Genomic DNA, 19,648 nt, shown 5'->3' with positions numbered 1-19,648 from the left:
TGCCTCCTTTGCATTCAATTTGATGTGGCATAAACGTATTACTTGGTAGTCAGCCGCTCTACCGAAAACAACAAATAGGCTATATGCAAAGCAAACATAGTCCAACATTACCGAACTACAAACCATGCAAACTTAATTTTTGAGCCACTTAACATTTCAGACTAAATTGTGTAGCCCCTCAGAACTCCCACCCTTAACATCCACTTTAGCGTTCTGTGTGAGTTCATCAACCACAGCATTGGCGATGGCTTCGGCCATGCTGCCAGCTTGGGCAAACTCCCCTTCTGTGACAAAGCCTTTGGCCTGTAGTTCTGTGATGATTCGTTGCTTGAGTGATGTTTTACTGAGTGCCATATTACTTCCCTGCAAATACGGTTTTAGATACATCCACGTGTGGCTTTCCAGTGAACGGGCAAATCGTTGCGCCAGTACAAACACCAGTACCGCCGTTCATCTTGATGGTGTTGGCATCTTCGGTGATGTGCTTAGCGGTGGTCGTCTTGTTCCCTTTTACCGTTTCAGTATGGTCGCCATTGATTTCAGCTAACCGGTTCTCCAGCACCTTGATGCGTTGATTAAGGCATTCAAGCTGTTCATCTTTATCTGTCTTTCGCTCGAAGTTGCCCTCTTGGTCTACCAGGTGATAAACACCTTGCCGCTGTTGGTAACGACTCTCGCCTTCTTTGATACCTGGTAACTTAAAGCCAAGCGGGAGAACGCAGCGAATGAATGGCTTATCTGGTTGGCCGAAGATGAACCCCAGCTCAACGATGCTACCAATAGCAGGCGGCTCCAACCTTCCTGCATGATCGCCCACACCAGGAACGGGCAAAGGTACTGCCTGTAATGGGGGTTTGTTTTTATAATCGACACCCTTTTCATCCAACAGCTGGATATCTGCCGCGTAGTAAGGATAGAACCTATCGGACTGTTGCCCTTCTTCTGGCAACTCAGGCAGGGCCACCACCTTACCCCATCTAGGCAAGTGCCAACGGCCCGTTAGCTCAGGGAATAGACGGAAGATAATCCGCTTTATTGTACTTTCCATGTTAGTTTGGCCTCCGTGCCTTCAAATTCAACTGATGACAGGCGGATGCCGTTAACCATCACACCCGGCTTGAGTTTTGGGAGTGCCGGTAACCTGACCGATTTATTCGCGGTGTGTTTGGTCATCAGTTCATTGGGAAGGGTTATTGGCTTATCAGCCCAATACGAATCTTCCCAGCTGCCAACAAATATCTGCCCATTGCCCTGCTGTTGCCAGAATAAGTCGTCAATGCTGAAGGCTTGGGCCAGCTCATCCATGATGCGATACCCATTGCCATCGCTATAGAAGCAAGGGATTGACGTTTTGCTGTAAGCCTTCTCCGGTACCACAAATTGCAGTCCCGTTTGCTGGGTCAAGTTACTCAATAACTGCATCAAGGTTGGATGACGCATGATCACATTAAAAGGGTGATAGAGAACAGCAGCCAGTTCCCTACAAAAAATATCTGACCAACCATTTTCAGCCGGCTGCACCCGTTCAACATAACCAAGGAAAACCCGATCAATCGAATCGCCCCAACCCAAGTCAACGGCCACAATAGTGTCACTGTCTGGGTTACCTTCTACGGTCAACTTACATCGCCCTGGCGTGTTTTCTGTTAATGATACCCTGTGCGATTTCACTTTTACCTTTTGACTACCAAGGTAAACCCGACAAATAAAGTTATGATTTGCTGTCATGATCTTTCACTTCATGCCAAGGAGTCATCAAGTCGTTTTAGCACTCCCATTAAGCCTGTCAGCTCAACATTGGTATCTGGTGGTGCATCAACTTGCGTCCCTGTTTCAACTGGAGTGGTTACACCCTGTACCTTCTGCTGAGCTGCTGGTTTGTCCGATTGGCGTTGCTCGACTCGTTCTGGTACCGATAGATGTTCTACCAGTTCAAATGAAACGCTCCATTGTCGATGAGAATCTTGCTCATCAGCACGAACGGCTCCTTGAAATTTCACCTGGCGAATTTTCAAGGCTTCTGCCGTTTTATTGCTAATGCGATAGATTTGGCGAGCATCGTTTTCTTGTGCTTCCGCCATGCTGAACAAGTTGGTTAATAGCTGTTTTTTGGTAAATGGGATCACGCCTTTCACTGTCAGAATTTTACCCTTGCTACCTGTTTCCGCTTGGTCGGTAGCCGAGGTCTGGCCGGACATATCCTGTCCGGCCAATTGCTGACGAACGCTAATGCGTAGGTTCTTTAATGGGAGTTGGGTTCCGTTTAGGGTTAGCATAAAAAATAAACCCTGTATTACGAATTCATAATCATCGCAGAACCGACTTGAACATTTGTCGGTAAGTTAGCTTCATCCTGGTAAACAGGGTTTGCACCTTTGCGAACATACACACCATCTGCAATATGGTCATCACCACCAATATAATGAATGCCTTTCTCTGAACCACGCTTAATATTGGTACTAATGGTATCCACACAGTCAATCATCTTGACGGTTGTTTTCGCCCCTGAGATATTATTCAAATCTACTTCCGTACATCTTGCCAACTGCAACGCTGTTGAAGTGTGCCCGCTTGCTTTCATATCTGACACATCCAGATCATCAACATCGCGGATATTTGCACAAATAAAGTAACCATCTGTTTTTAGGTTTACGTCGCCCAGAGAGACATTTTTAAGCAGCCCTGTTGCATCTGGGTCTTTAAAAATGTCGATTGGTGCATGAGTAGTTCCCGCGCAACGGCCATATACATCACCAATATCCAAATCGTCGATATCAAAATTATTATCTGAATTAACTGAAGCTGAGACTAGTGTTCGCTCTGCGACACCTGACACATCAGATACTTTCAACCGAGAAATACTACCTTTATCGGTTCGAGCCCTGACGATATCATCAACACCCACACCATTAGATGCAGACACAACAACGTTTGCCCCTTTTGCTACGAGGACAACAAACGAATTAGCAGCTTTCACATACTGAATTAACTCTGAATTACGAACTTTGTTATTGTCGCCTTCAGTATCTACAGCACCAAATACACGACCTATCCCAAACGTATCTAACACCGTGCAGTTTTTACCGTATGCGGAAACGATACTCCACATGTCCTCAGTGTTATCTCGAGCATCGGCATAAGAGCCCTTAACTTTAATACCATTAGCCTGAATCTTAATTAATCGCTTTGCTATTTCAGCTCCAAAGGTATTTTCAACTTCAATAGAAAACTCTCGATCTGAATCAGACTGCAAATGAATTAAATCACCATCTTCTCTAGTCCCTAGCTTTCTACCGGAAGTATTTCTTATCTTACCTGAACTCGGGTTTGTAGTAGCTGTTGTTTGGTAATTATTCATCTGTATCAGCCGACACATACCATCAATGTCACCGACAATATCATTCCCTGCGGCAGTGATATTGACGCACCCTAGCCCATTGAATTCAAAACCTTCCACACCATCATCGCTAAAGTCCACGCAACGTAAAAAAGTTGACGATGAAACATTTTTAAACAATAAATTTAGTAACTTTGGCCTTTTTACATTTCGCTGAATATTAATGATACGAGAAATATCTTTACCTTGACCATCCAAGGTAAAATCCCTCAATGTGACATCATCTTTTCCCGATGCAATATCAAACAACAATTGAGTGTTGTTGGTAAGAACCGCACCACGGCCATCTATCGACGTATTTTTGTCAGGATAAAGAGTCCCAGCAATAAAGTAATCACTACCCAGCGCAATCTCTCGTTTGTACGGAGACATATAGCTAATACATTGGTTTAAAATATTTGTTACATCCTGATTTTTTCTTGCCCCTGCCTGTGAAATCAACTGAGGATTCTTTAACTTCAGATATAGTCCGTTGCTCAGCGTGTGATTAAAGAGTCCTTGCGCACCAGGATCGTCCGGCACAACATCATAAATCAATTCATAGACCAAATCACCACCCGCATAATATCTCGATGCATGAACTTGCTGGCCTGCTATAAACGCCTTTTTCGCGGCTGGGTTTAGCTCAATAGAAACATCCTGCACAGAAGAAATAAATACAGTTGAGATTGGCTCAAATTTTACACTTAAGCCACCGTTAACTGTAGCAAACCCACTTATATCGGGTTTTGAATCTAAGATCGCCTCTTCGGGTAATGATGTCCCATCTAACAAAAAACTAGGAACTCGCAATAATGCCGAACCTGGGAATTTCATTACTTCCCCAGAAATAGGCGTTATATTTAGCGAATCTTTGTAGTCTATAATACTACTCTCTATGGCCAATTCTCTTGCCGTTGATAAATCCCCATCGTTTACATACTTTCGACTAGCACTCTCCCCCTCTGGGCGCAAATCACTCACTGAACCATCAGCCAACACCTGAGCAATCTTGCACACAAAGTGCTTCACGCCATTTGCATCGGTGTAGTCGTCTTTCTCTTCTGTTGTGACCACGAAATCAAACAGGGTGACTTGCTCTCCTGTTGGCGTTCCTTCGCGGTGTGCGTCTACGTAGATGAATGATGGCTTGTTAGGGGCTTGGACATTGCGATCAAATTCGAGCGTGACACGATTGCCCGACACATAGCCGGCACCCGCTTTAATGTTGAATGCGCTCGCTTGAGGCGTTACCAAGAAACCGTCTTCGATAAACCAATCTTTTCCGTTCTGGTCGATGATGGCTTGAGCAACATCGGTGTCCATTTTCTTCATACGCTCATTGGCGTTGTACTGCCAAGTTGAAGCATCCACCGTGATATTGGTGATTTCCGCAATGTCCTTGTATTCCAGTACAACGGAACGCACTAAAGTGTTACCTGCAACACCTGGTTCATCGGCGGTCTTTGGTGTTAGTGCATGGTGGTCGATTGTTACCAATACGCCATATTCAGAGCAGTACGCGCCTGTCCAGTTGAAATCGAAAGGGCCAACGTCACTGGTTAGTGTAGTGCTGTAAATTACCGAGTCCGCAGAGAGTCGGCCACGCTGCTCTACAGCTTCTTGGTGAACAACGTTATCAGTTGGTACCACATCATCAGGTTGTGGATACTCTTGGCGGTTTGGCACGTTAGCGAAAATCATCTTGTCGATGATTAGTGGCTTCTCTTCTGCATTGAGCTGTGCCAACAGCGCTTTACCTGCGGCGGTTAAAATTGACTTGTCAGTGGTATTTGCCATCTTTAGTTGTTCCTTAACCTTTCACTGTGGCTTGGTAATATTCACAATCGACATTGAGCACGTTCGGCAACCCAGCAACGTTTATCCGTGTTTTAACGTGTGACGTTGAATATTGTGCTTCGACGTTCTTGCTTCGCGCGGCCAACGGCATTTCGACATAACTAGTGTATTGATAACGGCGACAGGTGCGCCCGTATTGACGCACTACTGTGTCTAATAACTTCGGGACATTGGTTAAATCACCGTCTCGAATCTTCAGGCTGATCACATCCCAATCGACGTTCACTAACCTTTCATCTTGAGCAATGTGCGGATAACCAAGCTTTGCAAACATGTCTTCCCAGCCGGATACCGAACCTGCATCACGGGCAAAACCATAGGCATGAGCCACACGAATGCGAAACAGTTCTTCTGGCTCTTGACCAAGTCGTTCTACATCCCTTTGCCATGCAAGGATGTTGACCAGCGCAATCGGTGCGGTTAGTGGGTCGTGTTGCTGCAGTGGCATTTCAAATGCGGCTTTCACATGCTCCCAGTAATTGCGAAGGGCTCTAGCGAGTTTCGCCAGTTCACCTCTCCCCATCCAGTAGCGAAGGTTTATCTCAGGTATTTTCAATGGATACCTCCAACGTCTGAATGCGTGGTACCGTCAGATTGTTGATGATATCGGCATTGTCGAACTCGAGTGATTCAATCTCAGAGAATTGGCCGTGTAGCTCTTGCCCTAATTTGGAGAAACTAAAGCGCAATACCGGATTGGTCACGGTTGGCGAATAATCGGTGTTCTCGCGGAAGGCCGCCCCGATGAACTTTTCAACGGCAGCTTTTAACTGGGTGCGCTCATCCATTGTGAGTGAGCGAATCGGCCACACTCGGCAAACAATTTTGACCTGCGTTTCTGGCATCGCCATCACCTGCAGATCATCACCATGACCGTGTTGCCCTTGCTCACGAATATGAGCATTTAAATCAGCAAGCATTTCTGGTGATGGTTCACCCGTATCAAGCAAAATGTAGGAATTGGCGGTACCTGGGCCACGTGGTGCGTTATGCTCGAAATACACGTTATCGTCGTTAATACCTGCGCGACTCGTTAGCAATGAACGGTAAGCTGCATCAATGTGCCATTTCGCCACCGCGCTCCACTGGTTGCGAATACGCAATCGAAGTTCATCATTGCTTTCTTTGTCTGCACCCGCCTCGGTTAGCCATTCAGCTGGGTTTGTTGCAGCTGCAATACCTGGTATCGCAGTTGGTAGAATGTGGTAGTAACCTTCACCAAGGTTGTAGGCCGCGCCTTCATTTTCAGCTTCCACTTCAGCTATGATCATTGTTTCGTTTTCTGGCAGCGTGGTATCAGCAAGCACACGAACGCGGTAAATATTGCCGTTAATAGGTTCGGTCTGAATCCAAGTATCTTTTGGAATGACTAACGTTGGGCCTTTTGCGGCAGCACGCTGAAAGGCGATCAAACCTTTAGCTTTGGTTGCCCCTTTGCGAGTCAGTTTGCACTGCCAAGCAAGTAAATCTAACCATTGGTCTGCTGCAGTCGCGACAAACATATTTGGCAAAACATAACCCACCAATAGCGTATTGATGAGCCACAAGGTGACTTTCACAACAGCAGATTCAATCAAGCGCCAGAACGGAGAGAAAGGCGAATCATTAGAGATGATGCACTCTTCCTTTTCCATCTCTTCTTTCAGCATTTTTTTCCAACTCGCTTCATCAGTAGGAATACCGGATTGCTTCACAAGTTCGGCGTAATCTGGCTTGGGAATATCAGACATTGGTTGTCTCCGAAGTTGTGATATCCAAAGTTACGTCACCAAAGTCTGTAGTCGTGGCGAAAACAAAAATGAGGCCTTCCTTAGGTTCTTCTAGTCGCACGGTACCTGGCACCAATCGAACGTCTTCTTCTACCAACAGCTCAAGCTGGGTTCGAATATCTGCTTTTTTAGATGAGCTCCGCTCAGCAATCAGCTCAACGGCCAAATTGCTTTCCAAAATCGCGTGCTTGATGTCTTGAGCGATAACGGCACGGTCTTGAATCAACACAGGGTTACGGCCTGCATCCAGCACCACGTCTCCATTTTCGATTAGTAGATCTTGATAAATCATCCGGCGATAAACTCCATTTCTGTGGCGAAGTCTTGCGGGTTGTTCATCTGCTGGGCGTGAATACTGATTGGGCCATAACTCGTGCTGCTACTTGTATACGAAGCTATGTTCTTGGCTGCACCGCCTGGTTGAATGGCTGCTCTTGGCGTGGCCTGCTGAACAGCTTGTGATTTTACTTCTGTGTCATCGCCACCAAAGCCTGGTATCCAATCCATGACTTTCTTCGCCGTATCCCACAGACCTCCCAGTTGCTCGGTTATCCAGCTGAACACCGAACCGAAAATATTTCGCAAGCTATCAGCTAAGGCGAACAAACCATCAAAGCCACTGGTGTCGGTGAAACCACTCATTACCCATTGCCACCCACCTTTCAGGAACTGGAACAATGCTTGGAAAGGTGCGGTAAGAAGGGTGATTGCAGACTCGAGCACTTGGAACCAAATGGTGTCACCAAAGCTAGCCTTGAGATCATCCCAGTAGTAAATCAGGGTTCCCACAGCGGCGATGGCTGCTACAACAGCACCTACTACCAAAATGATTGGGTTCGCTGCCATCACAATATTGGCCGCCAACATTGCCGCCCTTAATGCTGCCAACCCTTTGGTGATCACCAGGTTCATCCCAGCCCAAATTTTCATGGTTAGAGTGAAAGCCACCATAGCCTGCTTACCAATACCGACCATCATGGTGAACAAGCCTCCGGCGGCCACTAAGCTCAGGACGGTAACGCCAGCCAAGCCGATGTACTTGGTCAGGTTCGGGAATAGCTTCGTCCAGAGCAAAACCTCTTTACCACCATCAGCGATGGCCTGAACTACGGGCAGAATCACTGGTAGCAATGCCTGACCGAACGAGGCACGAATCGCGAAGATAAGTTGCTCGAAGCGCTCCCATTGGTCGGTCATAGCTCCGGCCATCTGCTCAGCAACATCTAGCCCTTTAACATCACCAAGGTCATTTATGGAGGATGCCAACCCTTCCGTGTTTTGCATTAACAGCTGGATCATGGCTACCGCATCTTTCGTTCCGAATGCCTTACTTAACTCAGCGCCTTCAGCAACAGAGAGCGTTTCTCCATAGCGGCCTTTGATTTGGTTGAGGATATCCACAATAGGAAGTAACTGGCCTTGAGAATCAGTAAACGACATATTCAGTGCATCTTCAGCTTTTGCTGCGCCAGCAAGGAAAGAACGGTATTTAGTACCCGCCTCGCTGCCTGACATAGTGGCCTGCAAGGTGCCCAGAATCGCCATCTGCTCTGTCATACCCACGCCAACCGAGGTTGCTGATGCTCCAACAGAGGTGAATGCCGCCGACATCTGATCACCCGTTGTTTTGAACATCTGAACGGCTTTTGCTGTTTGGCCGCCAAGCATATTCACCCAATCAGCCTTACCCATTTGGTTCGCGGTATTTTGGAAGATGCCGTACATGGTGCCGACATAGTTGGTAATCGTGCCGGTATCTGCCTTGGTCGCTGCGGCCAGCACACCCGATGCCTTGGTAAATTCAGCTAACTCATTACCCGCAAGGCCAGATATTGCAGACTGAATATCATAAGAAGCTGCCACGAACTCCGTCGCTGACTTGCCATAGTCCACTGCAAAGTTCAGGGCGGTATCACTTAACTGCTGTAGCTGCTCGTCAGCTACTCCAAGTGATTTCACCTCACCCAACACACGGTCCATTTCAATGGCCGGCATCAAGGCGGCCTGCAAGGCTAATCCTGCCCCGGCCACGCCTGCCGCCCCTGCGACCATGGTATGGGTGCCATCGCGGTAGCTCTGGCCCATATCATTGAATTGACGTTGAATGTTTCCCAATGGCTTGCTGATTTTGTCAATCAGCCCAACCTGAAACATCAATGCTTGCGGTAAGCTCATGAATAACAGCTTCCTTGCTTATGAGCTGAATGCTTTGGCAACTCCGTTCGCCGTGGACATTCGCATGTTTTCCCAGTAGTTCTTTTCTAACCAGATAGCCCTTGCCAAGTTGGCTTCGGTATCCGGCTCGCCTGGTAACCACTTACGCCGCCAGGCGAGCATCTTGCCGTAATCGTTACGGTCTATTGCCGCGACAAGGCCATCTATTTTTTTACCGAAATTTCCAACTGCGGCGCATACTCAGCCATTACTGCAGCGGTGATTTGCACTGCCGCACTTGGGTTGGCATTGGTAATTTCACGCAGTGTCTCTTTGGAGCCATCATCAACCGTGTTGAACAAGAAGTTATGAGCAGGAGCCACCTTGTTATCTGGCATTAGCTCATTCATGTAATCGTTGTATTCCACTTCCGATGGCTTGAATACTAGCTCCTTGCCTGCAATGACTAGCGTAATCAGTTGATCATTCATGCTACTTTCCCTTGTTTCAGCATTTCGACAACCCGGTCAAAACCGGTATCAAAGTGGCGCTCTAACCTCTCCGCCATATCTTTGAGTTCTTCTTTGGTGGCGTGATGCTGTGCCACATAGGTTTTATAATCGGACAGCTCTTTCGAAAGCCTAAAGAGGTAGCCGATTAACACGCTGGTTAGTAATGTGAGAAGTGATGCCAGAGCTACCAGCGCATTTAGCCAATTTGGATCCATACCTATTCCTTCTGTGGAATTTCTTTAAGGCGCTTACCCTGTAGGGATGCAATCACATCATCGACCGTGGCCTGCACAACATCATTGGTGGTCAGGTTCTTCAGGGTTTCCAGCCCCCAAACCACACCACGAGTGGCAAACCGTTCCAAAATGATTTTCCAGCCAATTTGAAAAAACAGCCCCTTTAACACATCCAATAATGTTTTCAGTAGAACGCCAGTAATAAAGTTCATGCCATGCTCCTATTCCATCATGTGTAAGTAAGCGTTTTTGTAATCAGCTTCGGTGGCCTTGCCAGCTGATGTATTCCAATACTTCTTGGCATAACGCGCTAAGCCATCCAAATCATCTGCTGCAGGTAGCGATTCTGGGAAACGGAGTAAATTCATCCTTGCTGCTGCCACTGCGTACTGTGGGCACACAACCATCATTAGCGGGTCATGCTCTCCGATAGCCCCGAACATACTCATGGCATCAAGTAGATGTGGTTTCGATTTCCCCAGCCATTCAATCAACCAGAAGAAAGTCGCTGGCTCCATTTGGGTGAAACCGAGAGCGGGCCCACGAACCTGTTTGGAGTAAGTCAGCTTTCCTGACTCATGAGCCACAATCATCATGATGAGTGCAATCGCAGCCTCAGTGTTCAGCTTCCCGTGACCGCCTGCTGCTACATCAAGCTGATCAAGCACAGGCTTAATCACATAGTTAATAAAGCGTTTCGCGATATTCATAGACGTCCCTTGTCTGCTAGTTCCTGGCATGAAGTGCAGTACTTGCACCCCGGTACTTTCTCGCGGCGTTTTTCGGGAATCGGCTCGCCACATTCGCCGCATTCATGTGCGCTTTCCCGTTGTTCAACCGGGTGATACCTTGCCCGTTGCTTGGCAATCGCCATTTCAGTGAATTGGGCTTCGAAACGGCAGCCTTGGTCGATAACATCAGTCATTCCGTCCCCTTACTGAACCAAGCCTTCGGTTTCATCATCACGCAAATATGGCGTTCCATTGATGCGAACAAACTTATGGCTCGATACTTCAAATGGCACCTTGTGAACTAAGGCACTCCCGCCTGTACCATCGATATCAAGTAGGTCAGAAAGCTTAATACGGCATCCAAAGGCTTCGACCTTGAGCTCATCCTTATCAATCTTGCCGTAGAACATGGCATCAAAAGCCGGAAGCGCCCGCCATGCGCCGGCGTTCTTGGCAGCTTTACCGAGCAAGTTAAATTGCGCCGTGGTCAACTCAAGTTCACCAGAAGCCTCCACATCGCCATCGACATAACCATCTGGTACACCGCTGGTTTTGTTCACTGCAGAGTTATCAGTAATAGAAAGGGTCACTTTCTGGGCCTTGAGCTTGATATCGCCCAAGGTGAAATGCATGTTCTTGCCAGATAAACGCATCGACATAAATTAGCTCCCTGCTCCATTACTCAAATCAAGTGCAATATTCACCACGATGTGTTTCGGGCAGTTATGCGGACGGATCATGATGCTGATAATGACTTTGGTTTTGGTCTCCCAAGTAATCATCACGTCCTCATCACGTGGCGTCATGATTTCACCTGGGAAGGTAATACCGCCGATTTCAGTCGTGAAGGCCATGTCAAACAACACACTGCGAAAATAGCTACGGTTAAGCTCAATGCTTGGCGGCGTTGAGTTAAGGATGCGGTCTGCAATACGGCCAATGGCTTTGAAGCGAATACGACGGTTGGCCTTATGAACTGGGCGAACGTACTCCAGGTATTGGTAATCACCGGTCTTGGTTTCCAGCGTCATAGCATCAGACCAATAGATACCTTCGTAATCGGCATACCATTGCGGTACCGAATAACGGGCTTCAGCTAACGTGGCGATAGTAGACATTTCTAACACCTTGCCAGCGCTATCAACTGGCATCTCACCTAGGCTAAGCACTGAACCCGTCGTTACACGCATTGGTGAATCAGCAACTGTGACAGAGCGATCGCACAGCCGGCCACCCAGTACCCCGACGTTATTACCATTGATCAAAGGAACCGGCACTACCCAACGGGCAGCCACATCTTTCACCAAAGCCAACATAGCGGTTTCATAGTCCGACCAGGTCTGGGCTTGTTTATCAATGCCCTTGCATGCAGCAAGTATGAACACCCAGCGGCCTAGCTTGCTGGTTAACTCTTCAGCCTTGGACTGCATCGCATCAAAATCAGTTTTGTCCGTTACCGGATCAACAATCGCGATACCTTCAAAACTGTCCGTTAAGTTGGCGTTATCAATCGCTTCAACCCATGTCTCAGCATCTTCATCTGCAGGCAATCCATAGATTGCAGCAGTCCAGTTCTGTTTCCCGTTAAGCTGTGCTGCACGAACATTGTCACCAAACGCATCATCAGCCACCACATCATCCAAATTGGTCATAGCGTTAATGCGAGTCACTTTGCCTTGAAGTTCAGGCTTACTGGTAGTGCCGATATACAGCAGATGCCGTTCAATCTCTGGCGGTGTTCCTTGGCCTAAATTGAGGTTGTTTACCTCTACCTTACCGATTCCCATTGTTTCAGTTCCTTCTGCGTGCCTGCTCCATGATTTTGATAAGCTGGCGATTCACATCCTTTTCTCGGCTTCCCAGTATTTGGCGCTCAGCCAGTGGGATGCTCCATGACTGCTTACTTGGCTGGTTCGTCATTTCCCTGATGAGCAACCCTGCCTGACCATGGCTAACACTTTGCATGATGTACCGTAGAGAAGGTTTCTTGCGGCCTTTGCCGCTTTTCCTTGGTACCGTGTAACCTAGCTCCCGTAGCTTCCTAGCTTGGCCCTTCGTGCATGGAGCCTTGTAGTTAGGCATTCCCCAGCGTTTTCGCATTTGGGCGGCCGTTACCTTTTGTGTCTGCCCTGCGTGATGCCGGGCAGCAATTCGGCCTGTTAGCTTGTTCTTCCAAGTCAGTTCTAGGCGGTTGGCGTTCTTCACATAAGGCTCCAAGCCCTTACCCATTCGCCGTAAAATCTTGCCTTTCTTTCGGTTTTGTCTCGGCTTTAATGCCCTGCCTTTAATATCTCGCTGCTGGCTTATCCTTCGCCTAGCATTTGCTCTTTCCCATCTCCCAAGTGTTTTCAGTATCCAAAACCGCTTTTTGGGTGGCATTGCCAGCAGTGCCAACTTCTCTTCAAAATTCAGCCGGTCACGTTCGTTTAGCTGAATCGTCGGAGTCATTCCCCACCTCGGCTTCTTCTGCATAGTTAATAGGCACGGTCTGAACCCGGTAGCTCTGCCCACGCCATGTGATTGAACCGTCTAGGTCTGGAATCAACTCAATGGGCTCCATCATTTCGATTTCGATGGCTACATCCGCCACTTCCTGTGAAAGCACATCTACGCTGACTTGCGGATCACCAAGTTCATATTCATAACGCTCGCTATCACAGTCAGATAACCAACAAGACACCAACGCAAAGATGTTCCTTGGGTCACATTTGTGATGGGGAAACTCTTCAATAGAAATCACTGCGGTGTAACGCCACTGAGCGGCTACATACCCGCCGTTCCCCCTATCTTCCCCGTCCACCTGAATCGTTGCCGACTCCTGCCAGGCATCAATCTTGTTTTCCAGCACATCGCTTTTCATATGGGCAAGCATGTACTCAGTGAGGTGCTGTAATTTGGTTTTGGTATAAACCTCTACCATCAAATCACCCCTACCGATGCACGACCCAATCCAAGCAGCAACCGGGTATCTCGATTGCTCTGGGCAATGAAATCATCCTGCTGTTCTTGGCTATCGGTGGCTAAGTTATTGGCTTCTTTGCGGCGGTCTTGAGTGGCAAACTCTGGCAGCAAATCGCCATGGGCACGGCCATAAACCGCACGCTTATAAATTGCGGTGTCATCGTCATCAAGTTTAGGCGGCTGGCCTTCGGCATTCAGTAACGACACCAACTGTTTTTTCACCGCTTTCGAGGCAATACGAATCGCCATTTCCATGCTGTCGTTATCAAATACGGTCGGGATACGGCGAACCCTGCGAAACTCTTCGGTCGATAAATCCGGCCATCCATTGCCGGGAATGTTGGTATTCACATCCGTGTTTGATTTACCGCCAAAGCTCATCGCCTATCACCTTATGAACCGTTGAATAAGTAAGGGTTAACTGGCATCGACGGTTATTGTTTTCCATTGCTGGTCAACACCTCAGCCAGAAACCCTTGGAGGGTTAGGAGTCGGTCAACGCCCGCAGGCGCATATCAATTTTTTCTAAAACAGTTTTAACGCCACATTTAGGGTTAAATTCCTGCGCCTTCATCAGCAATTCAGTGGCCTGTTGTAACTTGTCAGTGCTCTCTACTGAGCTCGGTAGTGCTTTGCCGTGAATGTCCCGCAATAGCAGTAGGCCGCAGAACTTGAACCATTTAGCGGTAAGCTTTTCATTGAGTCGCCATTCATTACTGACTTTCTCAAAAACGGTTGAACAGTAAGGCTCAACACTGTTGCCCCGCTCGGCCTGTACCTCGCACCATGCCAACACAGCATCAGCAGCAAAATGTGGCCAATCTCGCTTCACGCTATCCGGGGTTGGTTGCCCCTGCTCAATACACAAGAATGCCCATTCAATTGCCTGGTCAAATTGTTCTGTGTCGAAGAGCCAGATCACCACATAAGCAAATACCTGGTTGGCAAACACATCGCCCTCAGCCAAATACCGCTCAACATAAGGCATGTACTTTGGTAATAACTCGTTGCGCTTCATCGCAACCTTGTCGGCAATGCGGCTTAGCTGTTTAAGGCGCTTAATATCTTCCTCAAGCGCAATCAGCTGAAGGTGCAAGCTAGAGTTTTCAGGCGCGATACCCGTATCCTTTGCCCGCAGCGATTCACTGCGGGCTTGTTTGATTTCGTTATCGCGAAGACAAGGTGAATAACGAGCCATCTTTCACCTATGCAGCAGGCTTAGCGCCAATATGTACTTTGGTTTCATCGAATGAGGCGTATGCCTTCATGTTGCCAATGGCATAACCTTCCCAGCGAAGATACTTGTTCTCGTAAGCCTTTCGGTCTTGAACATGTTCAGCCTTACGATGACGAGTGCCTTTCTGGGTATAAACATGCAGGTTTGGCAGCATAGTTACGGACATACGCTTACCAGGGAAGAAAGGCGGTACGACTGCAGGGCGGCCAGCAATGGAGAACGGTAGATGTTCAGCTGCCTTCTTCTCGCTTGGTGTACCTGCTTCGTCATAAATTCGGGCAGATTCTTCCGCTACTAAGTCCGCACCAACCAGAATCACCAAGTTCGGGTTATTTCGATACTGTGGCGGTAGCTTGTTGTTGATAAGGTCAGAGCCCATCGCATCTAACGTTTTATAATCCCCCTTACCTTCGTAATCGAGATACACATCAACATCGACAATTTGGCCTGGCGCCTGATCTTTGATGATTTGCTGCCAGCCTTTATTGACGTCTTCGCCATTTGGGTTCTGCGCAGGATCGGTATCTTCGGCCACACTGGTACCGTTGAAACCGATACGCAAGATATCCAAAGCAAAAGCCTCGTTGGTAGACTCGTTGAGCAACTTCATGAACTCGCCAGCATTACCCGAGTTCGCCCACACACTCAGCGTGTCCCAGGTAATTGAGCAGTTAGAGTCAGTTTCGACCAACGCATAGGTAGTGCCATCAATATTGGCTTTCTTATGAAAACGGCCATCTTTAACTCGACCGGTATGCAGCCCCAAAGCGCCCACTTCAACGGCTTGCCCGATGATTTGGTCTACATCTTTCATGGTGATGCGCTTCAAGAACGCAACAGACTCAAGAATCGCTTTTCGAAGCTGGGTTTCTTTGGGGCCAGTAATCGAGAAAAGGTTCTCGACACTCGAAACGTTGTAAGCCTTGGCAAGCTGCTGGGCATACTGGTTTAGGTAGTTAAGTGCAGTTGAATTCAGCATGTCTTCTCCTTAAACCAGTGAGTTGCAATCAAAGCCGTCACCACCCGATACATCAGGGGTGTTACTGTGGTCTTCTTCCAGTAACTGGCTGAACTGTTGTTGCATGGCCGTTTGACCTTCAGCCAGCTTGGTCACCGCTGATGTCAGTTCGCTGAACTGTTCTTCGGTAATACCCACTTCCGGCTTCTCCGGTTGTTTGGGCTCATCGGGTGGGGTTTGCGCTCCACCACTGGCAGCAAAGTGAGACTGCAATGTATCTTGAAGCTGCCCCTGACCTTCCACCACTTGTTTAATGGCTTCGGTCAGAGCGTTGAACTGCTCCTTGTCCATGGGTTGTTCTTCCTTCTTGTTGCTAGCACTCTTGTCAGAGAACAAATTAAATAAACGACGGATGCCGCCTGCTTCCTCGTGCAGTTCATCCATAACTAGCAGTTCAGGCTGGGCATACATGCAATCATTAGAAGTGGAAAATAGCCGGATACGATCAGTACCAAGGCTTGCTGGTTGGTCGGTTATCGCCATACCCGCTAGATAAGGCTTACCAGTGTTGGCAAAGTTAGGTTTAATCTCGATAGAGGTATAAACCTTTTGGTCTTGTTGATTGAATTCGACCATCATCATGTTTGGTGCCAGCACAGCAAAGAGTCGCATCAATCCATCGACCTCTTCCGCTTTCGCCTCTAACACGTCACCACAGGCATACCAGCGCCAATGCTCAGGCCAAATCCTTGCACCATAAACGTCAGGGTCATAGTTCTCAGCCATATCAAGCAAGTCTTGCCTGCTGATTTCCCTTCCATCAATGGTGTCGCCTTCCGTGGCGACCCGGATCCATCCGGTTTTTAGCTTCCCTGCCATATGTCATCCATGACCAAATTTCATTCAAATGCACATCTAATCAAGGCAAGAATACGCACTTAAATAGTCAAAAGCATTTTGATTCATTCGGATAATTTCGGATTTAGCCGATATCCGAATTTATCCGAATGAAACTGCGTCATTTGAATGATTCCGAGCTGTATGATTGCGTCATGGCATACTCTCCTGAAATCCGCGAAGCGGCCAAACGTCTCTATTTGCGACGTTGGACACCAGATGAAATAAGGGAAGAACTTGGGTTACCAAACACCCGAGTCATTTACTATTGGGCTGATAAATACAACTGGCGAGACATGCTTCGCGAAGAGGAAGTCGACGAAGCAATTGCCCGTCGTATCGTCATGTTGACCGACCTGGCAGAAAAGACGCCTAATCAACTTAAAGAGCTCGACATGCTGATTGAAAAGCATGTGAAACTGAAGAAACAGCGAGTACTGCAACAAAAACAATCCACACCACCAAGCGACAGCAGCAATTCAGCGAGCAGCGAGCAAAGCTCCAACAAAATCGGCTCTAGCACTAAGAAGAAAGGCCGTAAGAAAAAGAATGATGTCACCGAACTCACTGAAGCTGACTTCAAAACTTGGCATGACAGCCTCTTTGCCTATCAACATGAAATGCGGAACAACCTGCATCAGCGAATCCGCAATATCCTGAAGTCACGCCAAATTGGTGCCACCTACTACTTTGCCGGTGAAGCATTAGAAAACGCCGTGCTGACGGGGCATCCTCAAATATTCCTGTCGGCCTCACGAGCCCAGGCGGAAGTATTCCGTAGTTACATCATCGCTATTGCCAAACAGTTCCTTGGGGTTGAGCTTTCCGGTAACCCAATCACCCTTCATACCGCACATGGTGATGCCGAGCTCAGATTCCTCTCTACCAACAGTAATACGGCTCAGAGTTATCACGGCCATGTCTATATTGATGAGTATTTCTGGATACCTCAGTTTGAACGCCTAAACAAACTGGCTTCGGCCATGGCTACCCACAAGAAATGGCGTAAAACCTATTTCAGTACGCCATCAGCAAAAGGCCATCCAGCCTATGGGTTCTGGACCGGCGACACCTGGAAAGGTGAAAAGAAAGATCGTCAAAACAAAGAATTTCCAAGCTTCGAAGAGATGCGAGATGGTGGCCGGCAGTGTCCAGATAGACAATGGCGTTACGTTGTTACTATTGAGGATGCGGCGAAAGGTGGCTGTGATCTGTTTGACATCGACGAACTGCGCGACGAATACAGCGATGATGACTTCAAAAACTTGTTTATGTGCATCTTCGTTGATGATTCTCAGTCAGTCTTCAAGTTCTCTCAGCTGGAAGGCTGCGGGGTTGATACCGCTAGCTGGCGTGACTTCAAGCCGAAAAATGCCCGACCATTTGCCGCCCGAGAGGTATGGCTAGGGTATGACCCAGCCCGAACGCGCGACAACGCGACCCTAATCGTACTCGCCCCACCTCAGTTTGATGGTGAGAGGTTTAGAGTATTAGAGAAGCATCACTGGCGTGGCCTTAACTTTCAGCACCACGTTGAGCAAATAAAACGTATCACTCAACGCTATCACGTTACTTATATCGGCGTTGATATCACTGGGATCGGAGCTGGGGTATTTGATTTACTGCACAACCTATTCCCCAGAGAAGCCAAAGCCATTCATTACAGCGTGGACAGCAAAAACCGCCTGGTACTAAAAATGATTGATTTGGTTGAGAGCCAGCGCATTTGTTGGGATGCCGAGCACAAGGATATCGGTGCTTCATTCCTTGCCATCAAGCGTGGTGTTACTGGCAGCACTAACCAAATGACATTCAAAGCTGACCGTACTGAAAGCACCGGCCATGCCGACGCATTCTTTGCCATTGCGCACGCCGCCATCAATGAGCCCATTAACCACAATACGAAACGGAAGTCGTCATGGAAGACAATCGCAGCCTAACCAACAAATCATCTCAGACCATCGCCTTTAATATCGGTGAAACCTGGGACACTATCACTGGCCTTGATGCTCTGCACTGCATGGACGAAAGCGGAGGTATTTTCTTTGATGACTATAACGAGTTTTGGATTCCTCCACTCGACCGAACTTTGCTGCTAAAGATCAGTAAGTCGAACCCTTATCATGGCCCTATTATCTTTAGCCGTAAAAACATGGCGGCTGAACTCATCCAGCTGTCATCAGTTCTAAGCCGTGAAGATCTAGAAGCTGCGTTATACAACTTCCTGTTGTTTGGTGATTGCCCACTACTAAAAATCCGTAACCGGCTAGGCAAAGTGACTCGCTTAGTCACACTTTCTAGCGTATGGATTAGGGTGAAAATGAATGGGGATTTTGCTTACCTGCAGCGTAATGGAGAGCACCTTACCTATCGCAAAGAAGATGTGATCTTCATAAAACAGTACGACCCATACCAACAAATCTATGGTGTGCCAGATTACATGGGCGGCTTACAGTCGGCCCAGCTGAATACGGATGCTACTTTATTCCGCCGCAAGTATTACAAGAACGGCGCCCACTGTGGGTTTATATTTTATGCTACCGACCCCAACCTAGACCCAGACAAACAGAAAGAGTTAGAAGAGTCGATGGCGGCTAGCAAAGGCGTTGGCAACTTTCGTTCTTTGTTTGTGAACATTCCTGATGGTAAGCCTGACGGTATCAAAATAATCCCGGTTGGGGACATTGCGACCAAAGATGACTTTACCAATATCAAATCTGTCACCTCTCAAGATATGCTCGCCGCTCACCGATTCCCACCAGGGCTGTCTGGTATTATTCCAGCTGGCACTTCTAGCTTTGGTGACCCATTGAAAAACGATGAAGCTTATAGAAAGAATGAGTCAATTCCTTTGGCTAGAAAGTTAGTAGAAGCCGTTAACCAAGACATTGATATTACGAAAAAAAATCATCTAAATTTACATGCATAGCTGTACACAAAAACAGTAATTGAGTTAT

Annotated in this window: 24 protein-coding genes; 2 read left to right on the top strand and 22 right to left on the bottom strand. The window is 47.7% G+C overall.

Annotated features, from left to right (window positions below; genetic code table 11):
* Positions 1-156: 156 nt before the first annotated feature.
* The 22 genes from PTW35_RS06965 to PTW35_RS06860 all read right to left on the bottom strand — a co-directional run bounded on the left by PTW35_RS06965 (position 157) and on the right by PTW35_RS06860 (position 16,673).
* Positions 157-354 (bottom strand): hypothetical protein, encoded by a 198-nt coding sequence (locus PTW35_RS06965; RefSeq protein ID WP_281027079.1) that lies wholly within the window; start codon positions 352-354, stop codon positions 157-159.
* A 1-nt stretch (position 355) separates the two neighbouring features.
* Positions 356-1,048, bottom strand: a complete 693-nt coding sequence (locus PTW35_RS06960; RefSeq protein ID WP_281027078.1) for a hypothetical protein — start codon at positions 1,046-1,048, stop codon at positions 356-358.
* Positions 1,033-1,728 carry a hypothetical protein gene (locus tag PTW35_RS06955; protein WP_281027077.1) on the bottom strand — a complete coding sequence of 232 codons (696 nt, stop codon included), beginning with the start codon at positions 1,726-1,728 and terminating at the stop codon, positions 1,033-1,035. Before PTW35_RS06955 ends, PTW35_RS06960 begins: the two co-directional genes overlap by 16 nt.
* 11 nt (positions 1,729-1,739) lie before the next feature.
* The gene (locus tag PTW35_RS06950; protein WP_281027076.1) at positions 1,740-2,276 is read right to left on the bottom strand and encodes an adenine glycosylase; all 537 of its coding nucleotides are present in this window, start codon (positions 2,274-2,276) and stop codon (positions 1,740-1,742) included.
* A 17-nt stretch (positions 2,277-2,293) separates the two neighbouring features.
* Entirely contained in the window at positions 2,294-5,176 is a 2,883-nt protein-coding gene (locus tag PTW35_RS06945; RefSeq protein WP_281027075.1) for a phage tail protein, read from the bottom strand.
* 13 nt (positions 5,177-5,189) lie between these two features.
* On the bottom strand, positions 5,190-5,792 hold the full coding sequence (locus PTW35_RS06940) for a phage tail protein (protein WP_281027074.1): 603 nt from the start codon (positions 5,790-5,792) through the stop codon (positions 5,190-5,192).
* On the bottom strand, positions 5,779-6,966 hold the full coding sequence (locus PTW35_RS06935; protein WP_281027073.1) for a baseplate J/gp47 family protein: 1,188 nt from the start codon (positions 6,964-6,966) through the stop codon (positions 5,779-5,781). Before PTW35_RS06935 ends, PTW35_RS06940 begins: the two co-directional genes overlap by 14 nt.
* A complete protein-coding gene (locus tag PTW35_RS06930; protein WP_281027072.1) occupies positions 6,959-7,297 on the bottom strand; it encodes a DUF2590 family protein in 339 nt (112 codons plus the stop codon). The genes PTW35_RS06935 and PTW35_RS06930 overlap by 8 nt, the downstream gene beginning before the upstream one ends.
* Positions 7,294-9,180: a phage tail tape measure protein gene (locus PTW35_RS06925; protein ID WP_281027071.1), complete on the bottom strand. Its 1,887-nt coding sequence runs from the start codon at positions 9,178-9,180 to the stop codon at positions 7,294-7,296. Before PTW35_RS06925 ends, PTW35_RS06930 begins: the two co-directional genes overlap by 4 nt.
* Before the next feature lie 203 nt (positions 9,181-9,383).
* Positions 9,384-9,650 (bottom strand): putative phage tail assembly chaperone, encoded by a 267-nt coding sequence (locus tag PTW35_RS06920; RefSeq protein WP_281027070.1) that lies wholly within the window; start codon positions 9,648-9,650, stop codon positions 9,384-9,386.
* Positions 9,647-9,886 (bottom strand): hypothetical protein, encoded by a 240-nt coding sequence (locus PTW35_RS06915; RefSeq protein ID WP_107297663.1) that lies wholly within the window; start codon positions 9,884-9,886, stop codon positions 9,647-9,649. Before PTW35_RS06915 ends, PTW35_RS06920 begins: the two co-directional genes overlap by 4 nt.
* 2 nt (positions 9,887-9,888) lie before the next feature.
* Positions 9,889-10,119 (bottom strand): hypothetical protein, encoded by a 231-nt coding sequence (locus PTW35_RS06910; RefSeq protein ID WP_281027069.1) that lies wholly within the window; start codon positions 10,117-10,119, stop codon positions 9,889-9,891.
* Between the two features lie 9 nt (positions 10,120-10,128).
* Positions 10,129-10,617 carry a hypothetical protein gene (locus PTW35_RS06905; RefSeq protein WP_281027068.1) on the bottom strand — a complete coding sequence of 163 codons (489 nt, stop codon included), beginning with the start codon at positions 10,615-10,617 and terminating at the stop codon, positions 10,129-10,131.
* Positions 10,614-10,832 (bottom strand): TraR/DksA C4-type zinc finger protein, encoded by a 219-nt coding sequence (locus PTW35_RS06900; protein ID WP_281027067.1) that lies wholly within the window; start codon positions 10,830-10,832, stop codon positions 10,614-10,616. The genes PTW35_RS06905 and PTW35_RS06900 overlap by 4 nt, the downstream gene beginning before the upstream one ends.
* Positions 10,833-10,841: 9 nt before the next feature.
* Positions 10,842-11,297, bottom strand: coding sequence for a phage protein (locus tag PTW35_RS06895; RefSeq protein ID WP_107297659.1), 456 nt, complete (start codon positions 11,295-11,297; stop codon positions 10,842-10,844).
* 3 nt (positions 11,298-11,300) lie between these two features.
* The gene (locus tag PTW35_RS06890; RefSeq protein ID WP_281027066.1) at positions 11,301-12,425 is read right to left on the bottom strand and encodes a DUF2586 domain-containing protein; all 1,125 of its coding nucleotides are present in this window, start codon (positions 12,423-12,425) and stop codon (positions 11,301-11,303) included.
* A 4-nt stretch (positions 12,426-12,429) separates the two neighbouring features.
* Positions 12,430-13,086 carry a virion morphogenesis protein gene (locus PTW35_RS27220; protein ID WP_348637730.1) on the bottom strand — a complete coding sequence of 219 codons (657 nt, stop codon included), beginning with the start codon at positions 13,084-13,086 and terminating at the stop codon, positions 12,430-12,432.
* The gene (locus tag PTW35_RS06880; RefSeq protein WP_281027064.1) at positions 13,055-13,561 is read right to left on the bottom strand and encodes a phage tail protein; all 507 of its coding nucleotides are present in this window, start codon (positions 13,559-13,561) and stop codon (positions 13,055-13,057) included. The genes PTW35_RS27220 and PTW35_RS06880 overlap by 32 nt, the downstream gene beginning before the upstream one ends.
* Complete coding sequence (locus PTW35_RS06875; RefSeq protein ID WP_281027063.1) at positions 13,558-13,980, bottom strand: head completion/stabilization protein; 423 nt, start codon at positions 13,978-13,980, stop codon at positions 13,558-13,560. Before PTW35_RS06875 ends, PTW35_RS06880 begins: the two co-directional genes overlap by 4 nt.
* Positions 13,981-14,083: 103 nt before the next feature.
* Complete coding sequence (gpM, locus tag PTW35_RS06870) at positions 14,084-14,797, bottom strand: phage terminase small subunit (RefSeq protein WP_281027062.1); 714 nt, start codon at positions 14,795-14,797, stop codon at positions 14,084-14,086.
* Positions 14,798-14,804: 7 nt separating this feature from the next.
* Entirely contained in the window at positions 14,805-15,815 is a 1,011-nt protein-coding gene (locus PTW35_RS06865; RefSeq protein ID WP_281027061.1) for a phage major capsid protein, P2 family, read from the bottom strand.
* 9 nt (positions 15,816-15,824) lie between these two features.
* Positions 15,825-16,673, bottom strand: coding sequence for a GPO family capsid scaffolding protein (locus PTW35_RS06860; protein WP_281027060.1), 849 nt, complete (start codon positions 16,671-16,673; stop codon positions 15,825-15,827).
* 173 nt (positions 16,674-16,846) lie between these two features.
* Between PTW35_RS06860 and PTW35_RS06855 the strand changes: the two genes are divergently transcribed.
* Both PTW35_RS06855 and PTW35_RS06850 read left to right on the top strand, forming a co-directional pair.
* On the top strand, positions 16,847-18,631 hold the full coding sequence (locus PTW35_RS06855; RefSeq protein WP_281027454.1) for a terminase family protein: 1,785 nt from the start codon (positions 16,847-16,849) through the stop codon (positions 18,629-18,631).
* Positions 18,610-19,620: a phage portal protein gene (locus PTW35_RS06850; protein ID WP_281027059.1), complete on the top strand. Its 1,011-nt coding sequence runs from the start codon at positions 18,610-18,612 to the stop codon at positions 19,618-19,620. Before PTW35_RS06855 ends, PTW35_RS06850 begins: the two co-directional genes overlap by 22 nt.
* Positions 19,621-19,648: the final 28 nt, after the last annotated feature.

This window comes from Photobacterium sp. DA100 (genome assembly GCF_029223585.1).
Taxonomy (GTDB): Bacteria; Pseudomonadota; Gammaproteobacteria; order Enterobacterales; family Vibrionaceae; genus Photobacterium.
Note: the sequence above shows the minus strand (reverse complement) of the source record. Positions and strands in the feature narration are given on the sequence as shown.

Coding starts and splice junctions, on each gene's coding strand:
- PTW35_RS06960 (WP_281027078.1), bottom strand. CDS start 1,048: ATGGAAAGTACAATAAAGCGGATTATCTTCCGTCTATTCCCTGAGCTA.
- PTW35_RS06920 (WP_281027070.1), bottom strand. CDS start 9,650: ATGAATGATCAACTGATTACGCTAGTCATTGCAGGCAAGGAGCTAGTA.
- PTW35_RS06955 (WP_281027077.1), bottom strand. CDS start 1,728: ATGACAGCAAATCATAACTTTATTTGTCGGGTTTACCTTGGTAGTCAA.
- PTW35_RS06930 (WP_281027072.1), bottom strand. CDS start 7,297: ATGATTTATCAAGATCTACTAATCGAAAATGGAGACGTGGTGCTGGAT.
- PTW35_RS06905 (WP_281027068.1), bottom strand. CDS start 10,617: ATGAATATCGCGAAACGCTTTATTAACTATGTGATTAAGCCTGTGCTT.
- PTW35_RS06850 (WP_281027059.1), top strand. CDS start 18,610: ATGGAAGACAATCGCAGCCTAACCAACAAATCATCTCAGACCATCGCC.
- PTW35_RS06910 (WP_281027069.1), bottom strand. CDS start 10,119: ATGAACTTTATTACTGGCGTTCTACTGAAAACATTATTGGATGTGTTA.
- PTW35_RS06875 (WP_281027063.1), bottom strand. CDS start 13,980: ATGAGCTTTGGCGGTAAATCAAACACGGATGTGAATACCAACATTCCC.
- PTW35_RS06945 (WP_281027075.1), bottom strand. CDS start 5,176: ATGGCAAATACCACTGACAAGTCAATTTTAACCGCCGCAGGTAAAGCG.
- PTW35_RS06900 (WP_281027067.1), bottom strand. CDS start 10,832: ATGACTGATGTTATCGACCAAGGCTGCCGTTTCGAAGCCCAATTCACT.
- PTW35_RS06950 (WP_281027076.1), bottom strand. CDS start 2,276: ATGCTAACCCTAAACGGAACCCAACTCCCATTAAAGAACCTACGCATT.
- PTW35_RS27220 (WP_348637730.1), bottom strand. CDS start 13,086: ATGACTCCGACGATTCAGCTAAACGAACGTGACCGGCTGAATTTTGAA.
- PTW35_RS06855 (WP_281027454.1), top strand. CDS start 16,847: ATGGCATACTCTCCTGAAATCCGCGAAGCGGCCAAACGTCTCTATTTG.
- PTW35_RS06890 (WP_281027066.1), bottom strand. CDS start 12,425: ATGGGAATCGGTAAGGTAGAGGTAAACAACCTCAATTTAGGCCAAGGA.
- PTW35_RS06925 (WP_281027071.1), bottom strand. CDS start 9,180: ATGAGCTTACCGCAAGCATTGATGTTTCAGGTTGGGCTGATTGACAAA.
- PTW35_RS06915 (WP_107297663.1), bottom strand. CDS start 9,886: ATGGATCCAAATTGGCTAAATGCGCTGGTAGCTCTGGCATCACTTCTC.
- PTW35_RS06895 (WP_107297659.1), bottom strand. CDS start 11,297: ATGTCGATGCGTTTATCTGGCAAGAACATGCATTTCACCTTGGGCGAT.
- PTW35_RS06865 (WP_281027061.1), bottom strand. CDS start 15,815: ATGCTGAATTCAACTGCACTTAACTACCTAAACCAGTATGCCCAGCAG.
- PTW35_RS06935 (WP_281027073.1), bottom strand. CDS start 6,966: ATGTCTGATATTCCCAAGCCAGATTACGCCGAACTTGTGAAGCAATCC.
- PTW35_RS06965 (WP_281027079.1), bottom strand. CDS start 354: ATGGCACTCAGTAAAACATCACTCAAGCAACGAATCATCACAGAACTA.
- PTW35_RS06860 (WP_281027060.1), bottom strand. CDS start 16,673: ATGGCAGGGAAGCTAAAAACCGGATGGATCCGGGTCGCCACGGAAGGC.
- gpM (WP_281027062.1), bottom strand. CDS start 14,797: ATGGCTCGTTATTCACCTTGTCTTCGCGATAACGAAATCAAACAAGCC.